Raw genomic sequence first — 13,189 nt, 5'->3', positions numbered from 1 at the left:
TCAGTACTTTAATATACTAAATATTCTGCTTTTTTTATAGGTTTAATTAAAATTTCTTACATCGAACTCACGTTAAACTTAGGTTATATTGCTTTTGACGGACAAAAATATGGCATGACATTATCTGGACAAAACAATCAATTATACGCAAAAGCATTGGCAATTGCACCCAAAAACCCAAGAGTAATTTTAGCACAAGCAGAATGGAATATGGGTTCTGCAAAATTCTTTGGTAAATCTACAGCACCTTATTGTGCAGAAATTGAAAGCGCTATTGAATTAAGTAAAACGGAGAAAATACAAACTGAATTCTACCCAAAATTTATGCTAAAAAGAGCGCAAGAAGTTTTACAACAATGTAAAAAATAGTTTTCGGGAACTAATTGTCATTTCAAACTAAAAATAAGGAGAAATCTCATAAACTAAAACTCGTGAGATTTCTCCTATCGTCGAAATGACAAATATTATCCTACAATTTTATGAATCAATTCTTGCTTAGCAACTTCATCATCACCAAACAACCATTGCAACACGTTATCTTCCCAAATTTGTCCTTTTTCTGTTTCGGTAATAATATTCTCACGTATTGCCAAATCTAAAATTTTTCCAGGATAAGAAGACTGCGCATCACTTTCCATTTCACCTAAAGGATACGGATCATCTAAACCCATTAAAACCTGATTTGTACCTTGCCTTTTAAACATTAACTTTAAAGAATCTGTATCATGTACTAAAGTATCAAAAAAGATATTTTTATGTCCCACTGCTTTTCTAGGATGCGTTTTCCCTTCAAACAAATCTGGTCTTCCATCAAAACCTTGTATTCTTCTTCCTAAGTTCATTTGCGCCAATTGACCACCGTGTGCAAAACAAGTTCTAATATTTTTAAAACGCTCTTGCATTCCGTTTAACGTATAAAAATGATAAGCATCTCCACATTGTGCCAACATCCAAATAAGATGAAAACGCCAATTAATATTTTCTAACTTTATCATTTTATCTCCATCATACGGATGAATTTCTATGGCTAATTTATATTTGTCTGCCAACTCAAAAATTCGATCATTTTCTTCATCAAACACACAACGCCATTGCCCTATAGAATCCATAAAATGTGTTGGCAAACACAATACTTTTAAACCCAACTCTTCTACACAGCGCTTAATTTCATCTAAAGCACCATAAATAAAACCTGGATGCACCACAAAACCACATGTAAATTTAGAAGGATGTTCTCGTTGAACTTTTGCATTAAAATCGTTCTGAAAACGCAATGCTTTTTTCATTTCTTCCAAACGCAAACCATTACCGTATAATTGCGAAAGATTTAAAACAACAGCATGATCTAACTTATTTTTTTCCATCCAAAGTAATTTCTCATCCAAGAAAAAACTAGAATCTGTTACTGGCCGTTTCCAACCTTTTTGCAACATGTGTTTACGTTCATCATCTACCCAAAAAATTTCCTTTTCCTTCATAAAATCAGGAATTTCTTCTGGATAAGGTAATAAATGTGAATGTCCGTTAATGCGTAGTTTTCTTTTTTCCATTTTGTTGTTATTGCGAAGCTTTTTTTGCCGCGGCAATCTTTTAATTTATTTAGAGATTATTGTATACTACAAACTGCAACTTATTAACTGCCAACTTTTTTAGGCGCTTGCATTACAGTTCCGCAATTATCACAGGTACATTTCTTTGTATCAGAATAATAGGTATCAAAAATAACAGGCATATCTGTTTCAATATTCCCCAGTGCAAATTCTTCTCTATATAAAGGATTTCCACAGTTTTCACAATACCATTCTAAGGCATCTAACATCCCTTTAGAGCGCGGATATTCTATCACCAAACCAACCGTATTTTCTTTTCTTTGAGGAGAATGTGGCACTTTTGCTGGTAACAAATAAATATCACCCTCATTAATTTCTACATCAATCATTTCTCCTTTATCATCAATAATCTTCAAAATCATATCTCCTTCTACTTGATAGAAAAACTCTGGAGTTTCATTATAATGATAATCTTTTCTATTATTTGGTCCACCCACAACCATCACAATATACTCGCCATTGTCCCAAACACATTTGTTACCAACTGGCGGTTTTAATAAATGACGATGTTCATCAATCCACTTTTTAAAATTTAAAGGCTGTACTAAATTGCTCATATTCTTTAGATATTTAGACGTTTAGAAACAAGAATCAAGACTTTATAAAGTTAGTCTAAAGTGTCTTAGTTCTAAAAATCTTGATTCTTAATTCTTATCAATATTTTGGCGTTACCTAAAGGTCGGGCTTTACACTATATCTTTTTTCTTCTGTTCTCGATACAAATTTTTCATTCTTCAAAATTCACTCGAACTGACAGAAAAAAGGATGCCGTTTCAATCCCTAACGCAAGGTTAGTTAAATTTACAAACTTTTTGTTCTACCACCATCAACCGGCAGGTTAATTCCATTAATATAACTAGCTTGTTCACTCGCTAAAAAAACCACAGCCGCTGCTGTTTCTTCTGGTTTTGCAAAACGTTTTGCCGGCACATAACCTTTCATTATATTTTCCATAGCGGCTTCAGTTGTATTTTCAATTTTTGCTTTTACCTTAATAATTTGATCTAAACGTGCTGTATTGGTAAAACCTGGCAACACATTATTCACTGTAATTTTAAACTCTGCCAATTCTGTAGACAACGTTTTTGCCCAATTTCCAACAGCATTTCTAATGGTATTAGAAACACCTAAACCCGGAATTGGCTCTTTTACAGAAGTAGAAATCACATTAATAATTCTACCAAATTTTTCTGATTTCATAAACGGCACAACAGCCTGTACTAAAATCTGATTGCAAATAACATGCATTTGAAATGCGTTTAATAAATCTGATGAAGTTGCAGAAATTAAAGCACCACTTTTAGGACCTCCTGTATTATTTACCAAAATATGAAATTTTAACGCTGAACTTTCTACTACCAATTTTAACGCTTCTGGCTTAGAAAAATCTGCTACCAAATAACTATGACACTGTTTATTATTTGGCAATGCTGCCAATACTTCTTTTAACTTTTCTTCATTTCTAGCAATTAAAGTTACGTTTGCTCCTTCTTCTGCTAATAAAATTGCAGTTGCTTTTCCTATTCCTTGTGTGCTTCCACAAACTAAGGCGTTTTTGTTTATAAGTTCTAAATTCATAAGTCCATCCCTAGCCCTTCCCAAAGGGAAGGGAATTTAATACATGTTAGTAATTTAATTTTAATATAAAACATTTTTTTAACTTTTCAACCTCAACAGTTTCTTCCCTTTGGGAAGATTAAGATGGGCTTTTATTTTCAATCATTGCTTTAATCTTAAGCGCTTTCTCAAAATGATCTAATTGATGTGTTTCAATCCACCATTTTGCAACTTCCATTAACAACACCGGATTATCATTTTTATTTTTAAAAAATGCGTAAAAAGACAATCCCACATTTGTTCCTTTTTTAGCAATCTTATCATCACAAACTTGAATTATTTTTTCTTTTATTTCTTTATTCATAGTGTATACATATATTTTTTGGTTCTGTAAAAAAACGCAAGGCTTCAAAACCTCCTTCTCTACCAATTCCACTGGCTTTTTTGCCTCCAAATGGTGTTCTTAAATCTCGCAACATCCAAGTATTTACCCAAACAATTCCTGTTTGTAATTGCTTAGAAAACTGCATGGTTCTATTTAAATTATTTGTCCATAAAGTGGCCGATAAACCATATTTAGTATCATTTGCCAATTGCAACGCTTCAGCATCCGTTTTAAACGGCATGATGGAAACAATGGGGCCAAAAATTTCTTCTTGATTAACACGACAGGAATTATCTGTCACTTCAATTACCGTGGGTTGAAAATAATAACCGTTTTCAAAACCAGGAACTGTTACTTCTAAACCTCCACATAAAATTCTTGCACCTTCATTTTCTGCAATGGCCACAAAAGATTCTATTTTTTCTAAATGCTCTTTTGAAACCAAAGCACCAATGGCTGTTTTCCTTTTAGAAGGATGACCTACTTTTAATTTTTTTACTTCTTTTATAAAATCTCTTTTAAAGCGCTCATAAATTTGTGCTTCCACAAAAATTCTACTTCCACATAAGCAAATCTGACCTTGATTTGCAAAGGAAGTACGAATTGTAGTTGCCAACATTTTGTCATAATCACAATCTGAAAAAATAATATTCGGATTTTTACCTCCTAATTCTAAAGACAATTTCTTAAACATTGGTGCTGCAATTCTGGCAATATGTGCTCCCGTTTTTGTGCCACCAGTAAATGAAATTGCTTTTATATTTGGATGTTCTACAATGGCTTGTCCTGTGCTTGTACCTAAACCATGCACAATATTTAAAACGCCTTTTGGGAGGCCAGCCTCATTTAGTATCTCACTCAAAAGATAAGCTGTCATTGGAGTTACTTCACTAGGTTTTGCAACTACACAATTACCTGCTGCAATTGCTGGTGCAATTTTCCAGGTAAATAAATACAACGGCAAGTTCCAAGGCGAAATACACCCAACAACTCCTATTGGTTGCCGCAAAGTAAAATTGATTGCATTTAGTCCAATACTTTCATGTGCTTCTGAAGAAAACTGAGTAATTGCATTTGCATAAAACTGAAAATTTTCTGCAGCTCTAGGAATATCAATTTGTTTTGCCAAACTGATTGGTTTGCCATTGTCTTTAGATTCTGCTTCTGCTAAAATATCTAATTTTTCTACAATTAAATTGGCAATTTTAGATAAGATTTTACTGCGTTCCTCTAAGGTTGTATTGCTCCAACTTGGAAAAGCTTTTGCTGCCGCTTCGTATGCTTTTTCTACATCTTCAGAAGTTGAATTTGCAATTTGTCCGTAAACTTCTCCGTTTGATGGATTGTAATTATCAATAAATTCTCCATTTATTGGGTTTTCGAATTTTCCGTTGATGTAGTTCTGGATTTTCATTTCATTAAAAGATTAAAGAAAATAGCGCGAGAAAAAAGACAACTCCTATCTTTATTCTTGACTCTCTTATCTAGATTCTTACTATTCAATTATTTCTTTTTATATGCCGTTACCTTAATCTCTACCACTAAATCTGGATGCGGTAATTGATGCACCGCAACTGTGGTTCTTGTGGGGCCGGTTTCTTTGTCAAAAAATTCTGCGTAGGCTTTGTTGTATCCTGCAAAGTCATTCATATTTACTAAAAATGTAGTAACATCTACCACATCTTTTATACTTGCGCCTACGGTGCGTAAGTTCTTATCTATATTTTCTAAAACGGCTCTTGTTTGCGTTTCTATATTTAAAAATTTAGTCCCCATTTCATCAATAATATCAACTCCGGCAATAGTATTATCTGCTCGTCTAGAACTTGTTCCGGAAACAAAAATAAAATTGCCCACAACTTTTACATGTGGATAAGCGCCTCTTGGTGTTACTTTTTTTTCTGACATATTATTTAGTTGCTAATTCTAATAACTTTAATGTTGTTCTTAGGTTTCTTGTAGTTGCTGTTACATTTAACTTTCTTTCAAACAGATTGTTAGAAAGTTTTGTTCTTGCAAAACCTGAAGGACAATAAAGATAAACCATATTAGTATCAATTAGGTATTCATCTTCCAAAATTCCTTTTACTTCAATTTTTTTAATTTCTGTATTGTGCTCTAAAAAAGTAAAAGCAACTATTTTTTCATTTTCTAGTGAAAATGGATAGTTCTGAATTACTTTTTTCCATTCAGGAATTGTTCTTGCAATTACAGGAATTTCAAATCCAAATTTGTTTTGAATTCCTTCTTTAATTTTCTGACAAACGGTTGATTTTATTTCTTCAGAATCTAAAATAATATTACCACTCTGAATATAGGTTTGCACATTTTTAAACTCTAAATCATGTAATAATTGACGTAAATCTGCCATCGGGATTTTATTTTTTCCTGAGACATTAATTCCACGTAATAAAACGATAAACCTGTTCATTATTGCTTTTAAAATTTCTAATGGTTTCTTACCTAATTTCTTTTACAGATAATATGTCTTTACAAGAAACGAAGTAATCTATTTCTTACAATGAGATTGCCACAGTTTACAAAACTGTAAACTTCGCAATGACAAAATAAAAAGAGAGAACCTTTATATTTTGCTCAAGATAAACTCCAAAAAAGGAAACAGCTACAAATTATATGATTCTGAAATAAATTAAGAATTGCATTGTGCTTACAATCCTGCAATTTTATCTTCTTCTAAAATGGTATTTGTTTCTTTTTTCACCTTCTCTAAAATCACTTTTAATTCTTCTTTTGTCATATTTAAATGCGTGTGTACTTCATCTCCTGCAATTAAGTTTAACAATGCTTTATCTTGTGCTCTTCCTATTTTCATTGCGGCATTATAACCAATATCTTCATTAAAGGTAACTAAAGAATATTTAGAAAAATATTGGGTTGGAAATGTTTTTTCTAAATCCATTTCTATTTTTCTTTTCTCTTTAAAAATAGGGTTTGCCACATGATCTCGCATTTCATAAAAATTATCAATAGCTAAATCTGCAATGGCGTCTGTGTCTTGTTTTCTTGCTTTTTGATAGGTTTTAAAAACGGACTTCCAGTCACTTAAACCTTGATCTAATATTTCATCAAAAACAGTAACATCTTCAAAAGAAGCGTTCATTCCTTGTCCGTAAAAAGGTACAATTGCGTGTGCTGCATCTCCCAATAAAACGGTTTTATTTTGATAACTCCAAGGTGAACATTTTACGGTTCTTAAAGCACCTGTTGGGTTGTTCATAAACTCTTCCTTTATATTTGGAATGATCTCTAGAGCATCTGGAAATTCTTGCTCAAAAAATTGGGTTATTTTTTCTTCGGAAGTTAAATTTTCGAAATTAAATTCACCTTCAGTATAGCTTAAAAAAAGTGTAACGGTAAAACTACCATCTAAATTTGGCAAGGCAATTAACATAAAATCGCCACGAGGCCAAATATGTAAATGCTGATTACTAATTTGGTGTTTTCCGTTTTTATCGGCAGGAATTTCTAATTCTTTATAGCCGTGATTTAGATAATTTTGAGCATAAGAAAACAAGAATTTACGTTCTAAATAATAGCTTTTTCTAAGAGAAGAACCTGCGCCATCTGTTCCGATAATAACGTCTGATTTTACACTAAACTCTTCTTTGGTTTTGTAATCTTTAAAATGTGCTGTATTCTTATCTAAATCTACATTTTTACACTTTTTATTAAAATGAATGTTTACATTTTTATGTTTTTCTGCTTCGGTTAATAACAATCCGTTTAAATCGCCACGCGAAATAGAATTGATGTATTCATTTTCTCTTCCGGAATAATTAGATGCAAAGGTGTTTCCTCCTGTGTCATGCATTAATCGTCCGTACATTGGCAAACAAATTTCTCTTGCCTTCTCTTCTACGCCACACAAACGCAATGCTTTAAAGCCTCTGTCTGACAGCGCTAAGTTGATAGAACGTCCTGCGGAAATATCTGTAGTTCTTAAATCTGGTCTGCTTTCGTACAATTCAACTTTAAAACCTCTTTGTGCCAAACGTAAAGCTAAAAGAGAACCACATAAACCTGCTCCAATAATTAATATTTTGTCTGATTTATTCATGTAATATACCTAATTCTTTCAATGATAAAATAGTTATTTTTTTTCTAATCGGAATAAATTCTTGTAAAGACACACCTTCTTTGGGACTAATTTTTGTAGCAAAATAAACAACTTTTTTATCAACCTCTACAAAACCAACAAACCAACCCATTTTTTCTGTATCAGAAATTGCCAATCCTGTTTTTCCGCTTAACGTAAAATTTTCTTTAACGTCTAATTTCATAATATTCTTTACAATTTTGGTTGTAGTTTTTGTAATTGGCAACCTATTTTCATAAAACCTATTTAAAAAATTAATTTGCTCAAAAGGAGAAATTTTAGAATCTCCAACCAACCAAAAATTATCTATAGTTTCTGAGGCAACATTCATTGTTCCGAATTGCAATTTTTGAAGATAAACCTGTGTACTTTCTACGCCTATTTTTCTTGCCACTTCTTGATAACAAGGAACACAAGATTTCTGAAAAGCATCTTTAAGAATCAAGTCTTTTTCCCAAACTTTCATTGCTCTTTTTTCTCCATTCCATTTAAAAACTGTTTGTTCGTTTTTTATAATTCCTGTTTCTAAACCAATAATAGTATTGATTATTTTATAAGTAGAAGCTGGTAAATATGTTTCTTTCCCTTTGGTAAAATCATTTGAATAATAGGTGTTTTTTTTACTATCAAAAATTAATATAGCACCGTTTACATTGTACGTTTCTAATAAGCTTTCTATTTTTTTACTTACAACATACGCAGCATTATTTTCTTTAAGATTTTGTTTCTGAGCACAAGCAACCGAAACGAATAAAAAAGAGAGCATATAAAACCAGATTTTCATGATAACAATTCTTTTAATATTGAAACCATTCTATACACATCTTCAAAAGAATTATACATTGGGGTTGGCGCACAACGAATAACATCTGGTTCTCGCCAATCTGTAATAATATTGTTTTCGGTTAATTTTTTATGCAACCCTTTGTCTGCATTTTTTACCTGAATACTTAATTGACAACCGCGTTCTTTGGGATTTGAAGGCGTGATAATTTTAATATTATCTGAACCTATTTCATTGATTAAAAACTCGAAATAACCTGTTAGTTTTTCTGATTTTTTACGCAACGCATCCATACCCACTTCATCAAATAAATCTAAAGCCGCTTTTATGGCTGCCATAGATAATATTGGCGGATTGGATAATTGCCAACCTTCTGCTCCTTGCATTACATCAAAGGGCATGCGCATATTAAAACGGGTTTCTTTGTTGTGATTCCACCAGCCGGCAAAACGTGGTAATTTTTTATTATTTGCATGTTTTTCATGCACAAATAATCCAGCTAAACTTCCTGGTCCTGCGTTTAAATATTTATAGGTACACCAAGCCGCAAAATCTACTCCAGATTTATGCAAGTTTGGTTGTATGTTTCCTGCGCCATGCGCCAAATCAATTCCTACAATACAATCTTTTGAGTGTCCTATTTTTGCGATTCTTTTTAAATCTAAAAACTGGCCCGTATAATAATTTACACCACCAATTAACAACATGGCTATTTCATCTCCTTCAAATTCTAGTATTGTTTCTAAATCTTCAATGTTTAATAATTCTTCTCCCGCTCTTGGTTTCCATTCAATTAAATCTGTTTCTTCATCAAAACCATGAAATTTTAATTGAGATTGTACCGCATATCTATCCGAAGGAAAAGCATCACTTTCTATTACAATTTTATATTTTGATTTTGTTGGTCTGTAAAAAGAAACCATTAACAAATGCAAGTTGGTAGTTAGCGTATTCATAACCACAACTTCTATTGGTTTTGCGCCAACAATTGTTGCCATTTTATGGGTTAGTAATTCATGGTAATTTAACCATGGATTTTTAGCTTCAAAATGACCTTCTACCCCTAAATTTGCCCAATCTTCTAATTCTTGATTGATATATTCTTTGGTAGATTTTGGTTGTAATCCCAAAGAATTTCCTGTAAAATACAACCAGTTATTGCCGTTTTTATCTTTTGGAATGTGAAATTGATTTCGCAAATAAGAAAGTGTGTCTTCTGTATCTTGCTGTTGTGCAAATGCTAAATTATTTTGATATTTCATCAACTAAAAAAATGAGTGTTTCCAAATATAAAACAATCCTTATTAGATTTCAATTTTTAAATGTAAATTTAAGATAAAGTTTCCAACCTTTTTTAACACCACTTCACATATTATAAAAGCTATAGTTTTGTATTTTAGCAAAAAACATTTCTTATGAAGTTTCTAAAATTCTTTGCTTTCTCTTTGTTAATATTTTTTATCTCTTGTAAAAAGAACACAAATAGTATTGCAGAACTGCAAGGCCTTCATTCAAAAATTAAGATGGAACTTGCACCAGATAAACGTGTAGAATTGTTTGACATTAACTTTGAATTCACTAATAATCAATTCATTTTAGAAGGAGAAACTACCTCTAAAAAGGCATTCACTATGCTATTAGATAGTTTAGAAAACAAAAAGATAAAATATACCAATAACGTGCGTATTTTACCAGACTCCGCAGTTGGAAACCTACAATATGCCATTGCCAGAAATTCAGTTATAAACATTCGTTCTCAACCAAAACATTCTGCAGAATTGGGCACACAAGGTTTGTTAGGAATGCCATTAAAAGTACTAGATAAAAAAGGCGATTTCTACAGAGTGCAAACTCCTGATAATTATATTTCTTGGGTAGACAAAGGTGGAATTACAAGAATGGATAAAGAAAATTATGATAAATGGACACAAAGAAAGAAAATAATATTTACAAAAAACTTTGGATATGTATATTCTGATAAATCTACAGATTCTCAAATTGTTTCTGACATTACTTTAGGTGGACTTTTAAAATACATAGCGCAAGACGGTAATTTTTACGAAGTAGAATATCCAGACAAAAGAAAAGGCTATATAAAAAAAGAAGAAGGTTTACTGTTTAGTTCTTGGTTACAAAACTTAGAAATAAACAGAGAAAATATTGAAATTACATCTAAAAAAATGATGGGAACTCCCTATTTATGGGGCGGAACTTCTAGTAAAGGAATGGATTGTAGTGGCTTTACAAAAATGGTATATTTAATGAATGGTTTTATTATACCTAGAGATGCATCACAACAAATAAATGCAGGAAAAACTGTTGATAAAGATTTAAAATTTGAAGGTTTAGAAAAAGGTGATTTATTATTCTTTGGAACAAAAGCTACTAAAGATAAAAAACAACGCGTTACACACGTAGGTATTTGGTTAGGAAACCAAAAGATGGAATTTATTCATTCTTCTGGAAACATTCACCTGAGCTCTATGGATGAAACACAACTAACGTATGATGCTTTTAATAAACAGAGATATTTGGGTAGTAAACGGTATTTAAATGTTGATGATAAAATGATTATTGATTTAAAAAAGAAAATGAAACTGTAAATCATAATTGCAAAGCATGAATAACAAAATCTTTCAAAAATTCTTAGCCCTGATTGAACGGTTTGTCTGAGCTCTTTTTTAGTTTATGTTCGAGTGAATTTGCGAAGAATGAGCAAATTTGTATGGAGAACAAACTAAAAAAATCGAGTAGTGAAAGCAGGAAATAGCTTCAAAAAAAAACACCCTTTAAATGATAAATCTAAAGGGTGTTTTTCTATTTTAAAAAGAAGATTAATACAGAACTCTAAATTTAATTGTTCCTTCTACTTTTCTTAATTTGTCTAATACTTCTTTGTTATATTCTTTGTCTAAATCTGTAATTACATACCCTACTTTTGGGTCTGTAGATAAATACTGACCTGTAATATTTAAATCATATTTGGCTAAAATCTTATTGATTTTTGCCATAACTCCGGGTACATTTTTATGAATATGTAAAAAACGATGCGCATTTGTTTGTCTTGGTAAACGAATATTTGGGAAGTTTACAGCATCTACTGTATTTCCAGAATTGATGTACGCCATAATTTTACTGGGTACAAAATCTGCAATATCTCTTTGTGCTTCTTCTGTACTACCACCAACATGTGGTGTTAAAATTACATTGTCTAAACCTTGTAATTCAGTTTCAAACTCTCCGTTTTTTCTTGGTTCAGAAGGATAAACATCTACAGCAGCTCCTGATATTTTTTTGCTTTTTAGGGCAGAAACTAAAGCAGGAATATCAACCACAAAACCACGTGCTAAATTGACTAAAACAGCTCCATCTTTCATTTGTGAGATTTCTTTTTCTCCAAAGAAATTTTTGTTTGCTGCATTGTCATCAACGTGTAAACTAACTGCATCAGAAATAGTTAATAATTCTTCTAATGTTGCAACTTTAGTAGCATTACCTAAAGCTAATTTATCTTCTACATCATAATAATAAACATCCATACCTAAAGCTTCTGCTAATATTGATAGTTGTTTACCAATATTTCCATAACCTACAATACCTAGTTTTTTACCACGAACTTCTCTAGAACCATCTGCTGTTTTATTCCAATAACCATTGTGTATTTCTGTACTTCTTTGAAAAACACTTCGCATTAGCATAATAATTTCTCCAATAGCCAACTCAACTACAGAACGTGTATTACTATAAGGAGCGTTAAAAACAACAATTCCTTTTTCTTTACATGCCTCTAAATCTATTTGTTTGGTACCAATACAAAATGCACTTACCACCATTAATTTATCTGCAGCATCTACTACTTTTTGAGTAACGTTTGTTTTAGAACGAATTCCTAAAACATGTACGTCTTTTATTTTCTCTATCAATTCGTCTTCTGACAAACTTTTAGAAACAGATTCTACAGAAAAACCATCTGACGATAACTTTTTAAAAGCATCTGAATGTACGTTTTCTAATAATAATATTTTAATTCTATTCTTTGGGTATGAGATATTTCTTGGCAACTTGTTTACGTATAAAAATTCATCTAAATTTGGGGCAATATGATCTGCGTTTTCTGTTGTTTTAAGTCTTGAAACATTTTCTGTATAGGCAAAAAACTTATCTGCTACACCTGCTTCACGAGTTACATAATCGCTATATCCATCGCCAATAACTTGTATTTCTCCTTCTAGTTTCATGTCTCTTAAACACTGTATTTTACCATTGTGTTGAGAAAGTGGATTTTTAGCATCAAAACTAACAATTTTACCATCTTTATCAAACTCAAAAGTATTTGCAAATACTCTTTCTGAAGGGATATTGTATTCTTTTACAATAGGATCTATAAATTCTTTAAATCCGCAGGAAATCACATAAATATCATCGGCAAAATTTTCAAAAAATTCTTTGTTGCTTTCTATAGATTTTGATACTTGCTTTTTTAAAGCCGCCACCAAACCAGATAAATCTGATTTATTGGCATTTAATAATTTAATTCTTCTTTCTAAAGATTCTGTGAAGGATATTTCGCCGTCTATTCCTAAATTGGTGATGTCAATTATTTCTTGAATAATTGCTGCTTTATTAGGATTGTTTTCTAAAGTGATTTCAGCTAAAACATCTAATGCTTCTACACGAGTTAATGTGCTGTCAAAATCGAAAATATAATTTCTTTTTGTGGTAATCATTACTTAAGA

13 protein-coding genes are annotated in these 13,189 nt (G+C 31.6%); 2 read left to right on the top strand and 11 right to left on the bottom strand.

What is annotated here, in order from left to right; translation table 11 throughout:
* The first annotated feature begins 114 nt into the window (after nucleotides 1-114).
* Nucleotides 115-369, top strand: coding sequence for a hypothetical protein (locus ACSHW5_RS11780; RefSeq protein ID WP_435676335.1), 255 nt, complete (start codon nucleotides 115-117; stop codon nucleotides 367-369).
* 95 nt (nucleotides 370-464) lie between these two features.
* On the opposite strand, the gene ACSHW5_RS11775 is transcribed toward ACSHW5_RS11780, so the two are convergent.
* The 10 genes from ACSHW5_RS11775 to kynU all read right to left on the bottom strand — a co-directional run bounded on the left by ACSHW5_RS11775 (nucleotide 465) and on the right by kynU (nucleotide 9,715).
* Nucleotides 465-1,550 (bottom strand): amidohydrolase family protein, encoded by a 1,086-nt coding sequence (locus ACSHW5_RS11775; RefSeq protein WP_435676334.1) that lies wholly within the window; start codon nucleotides 1,548-1,550, stop codon nucleotides 465-467.
* Between the two features lie 83 nt (nucleotides 1,551-1,633).
* Nucleotides 1,634-2,167: a 3-hydroxyanthranilate 3,4-dioxygenase gene (locus ACSHW5_RS11770; protein ID WP_435676333.1), complete on the bottom strand. Its 534-nt coding sequence runs from the start codon at nucleotides 2,165-2,167 to the stop codon at nucleotides 1,634-1,636.
* A 244-nt stretch (nucleotides 2,168-2,411) separates the two neighbouring features.
* Nucleotides 2,412-3,188 (bottom strand): SDR family oxidoreductase, encoded by a 777-nt coding sequence (locus tag ACSHW5_RS11765; protein ID WP_435676332.1) that lies wholly within the window; start codon nucleotides 3,186-3,188, stop codon nucleotides 2,412-2,414.
* Between the two features lie 118 nt (nucleotides 3,189-3,306).
* Nucleotides 3,307-3,531 carry a DUF6500 family protein gene (locus ACSHW5_RS11760; RefSeq protein ID WP_435676331.1) on the bottom strand — a complete coding sequence of 75 codons (225 nt, stop codon included), beginning with the start codon at nucleotides 3,529-3,531 and terminating at the stop codon, nucleotides 3,307-3,309.
* Nucleotides 3,524-4,966 (bottom strand): aldehyde dehydrogenase, encoded by a 1,443-nt coding sequence (locus ACSHW5_RS11755; RefSeq protein ID WP_435676330.1) that lies wholly within the window; start codon nucleotides 4,964-4,966, stop codon nucleotides 3,524-3,526. Before ACSHW5_RS11755 ends, ACSHW5_RS11760 begins: the two co-directional genes overlap by 8 nt.
* A gap of 89 nt (nucleotides 4,967-5,055) precedes the next feature.
* On the bottom strand, nucleotides 5,056-5,460 hold the full coding sequence (locus tag ACSHW5_RS11750) for a RidA family protein (protein ID WP_435676329.1): 405 nt from the start codon (nucleotides 5,458-5,460) through the stop codon (nucleotides 5,056-5,058).
* A gap of 1 nt (nucleotide 5,461) precedes the next feature.
* A complete protein-coding gene (locus ACSHW5_RS11745; protein ID WP_435676328.1) occupies nucleotides 5,462-5,983 on the bottom strand; it encodes a DUF1697 domain-containing protein in 522 nt (173 codons plus the stop codon).
* Nucleotides 5,984-6,220: 237 nt separating this feature from the next.
* Entirely contained in the window at nucleotides 6,221-7,630 is a 1,410-nt protein-coding gene (locus ACSHW5_RS11740; RefSeq protein WP_435676327.1) for an FAD-dependent oxidoreductase, read from the bottom strand.
* Entirely contained in the window at nucleotides 7,623-8,453 is an 831-nt protein-coding gene (blaOXA, locus tag ACSHW5_RS11735) for a class D beta-lactamase (RefSeq protein ID WP_435676326.1), read from the bottom strand. The genes ACSHW5_RS11740 and blaOXA overlap by 8 nt, the downstream gene beginning before the upstream one ends.
* Nucleotides 8,450-9,715 carry a kynureninase gene (kynU, locus tag ACSHW5_RS11730; RefSeq protein ID WP_435676325.1) on the bottom strand — a complete coding sequence of 422 codons (1,266 nt, stop codon included), beginning with the start codon at nucleotides 9,713-9,715 and terminating at the stop codon, nucleotides 8,450-8,452. The genes blaOXA and kynU overlap by 4 nt, the downstream gene beginning before the upstream one ends.
* 153 nt (nucleotides 9,716-9,868) lie before the next feature.
* On the opposite strand from kynU, the gene ACSHW5_RS11725 reads away from it, so the two are divergent.
* On the top strand, nucleotides 9,869-11,056 hold the full coding sequence (locus tag ACSHW5_RS11725; protein WP_435676324.1) for an NlpC/P60 family protein: 1,188 nt from the start codon (nucleotides 9,869-9,871) through the stop codon (nucleotides 11,054-11,056).
* A gap of 231 nt (nucleotides 11,057-11,287) precedes the next feature.
* On the opposite strand, the gene serA is transcribed toward ACSHW5_RS11725, so the two are convergent.
* Nucleotides 11,288-13,180: a phosphoglycerate dehydrogenase gene (serA, locus tag ACSHW5_RS11720; protein ID WP_435676323.1), complete on the bottom strand. Its 1,893-nt coding sequence runs from the start codon at nucleotides 13,178-13,180 to the stop codon at nucleotides 11,288-11,290.
* Between the last annotated feature and the right edge of the window lie 9 nt (nucleotides 13,181-13,189).

It is taken from the genome of Polaribacter sp. (assembly GCF_051251875.1).
GTDB lineage: Bacteria > Bacteroidota > Bacteroidia > Flavobacteriales > Flavobacteriaceae > Polaribacter.
Note: the sequence above shows the minus strand (reverse complement) of the source record. Positions and strands in the feature narration are given on the sequence as shown.

What these genes read in the sequence shown, in the direction of transcription:
- ACSHW5_RS11780 (WP_435676335.1), top strand. Translation starts at nt 115, where the DNA reads ATGACATTATCTGGACAAAACAATCAATTATACGCAAAAGCATTGGCA.
- ACSHW5_RS11775 (WP_435676334.1), bottom strand. Translation starts at nt 1,550, where the DNA reads ATGGAAAAAAGAAAACTACGCATTAACGGACATTCACATTTATTACCT.
- ACSHW5_RS11770 (WP_435676333.1), bottom strand. Translation starts at nt 2,167, where the DNA reads ATGAGCAATTTAGTACAGCCTTTAAATTTTAAAAAGTGGATTGATGAA.
- ACSHW5_RS11765 (WP_435676332.1), bottom strand. Translation starts at nt 3,188, where the DNA reads ATGAATTTAGAACTTATAAACAAAAACGCCTTAGTTTGTGGAAGCACA.
- ACSHW5_RS11760 (WP_435676331.1), bottom strand. Translation starts at nt 3,531, where the DNA reads ATGAATAAAGAAATAAAAGAAAAAATAATTCAAGTTTGTGATGATAAG.
- ACSHW5_RS11755 (WP_435676330.1), bottom strand. Translation starts at nt 4,966, where the DNA reads ATGAAAATCCAGAACTACATCAACGGAAAATTCGAAAACCCAATAAAT.
- ACSHW5_RS11750 (WP_435676329.1), bottom strand. Translation starts at nt 5,460, where the DNA reads ATGTCAGAAAAAAAAGTAACACCAAGAGGCGCTTATCCACATGTAAAA.
- ACSHW5_RS11745 (WP_435676328.1), bottom strand. Translation starts at nt 5,983, where the DNA reads ATGAACAGGTTTATCGTTTTATTACGTGGAATTAATGTCTCAGGAAAA.
- ACSHW5_RS11740 (WP_435676327.1), bottom strand. Translation starts at nt 7,630, where the DNA reads ATGAATAAATCAGACAAAATATTAATTATTGGAGCAGGTTTATGTGGT.
- blaOXA (WP_435676326.1), bottom strand. Translation starts at nt 8,453, where the DNA reads ATGAAAATCTGGTTTTATATGCTCTCTTTTTTATTCGTTTCGGTTGCT.
- kynU (WP_435676325.1), bottom strand. Translation starts at nt 9,715, where the DNA reads ATGAAATATCAAAATAATTTAGCATTTGCACAACAGCAAGATACAGAA.
- ACSHW5_RS11725 (WP_435676324.1), top strand. Translation starts at nt 9,869, where the DNA reads ATGAAGTTTCTAAAATTCTTTGCTTTCTCTTTGTTAATATTTTTTATC.
- serA (WP_435676323.1), bottom strand. Translation starts at nt 13,180, where the DNA reads ATGATTACCACAAAAAGAAATTATATTTTCGATTTTGACAGCACATTA.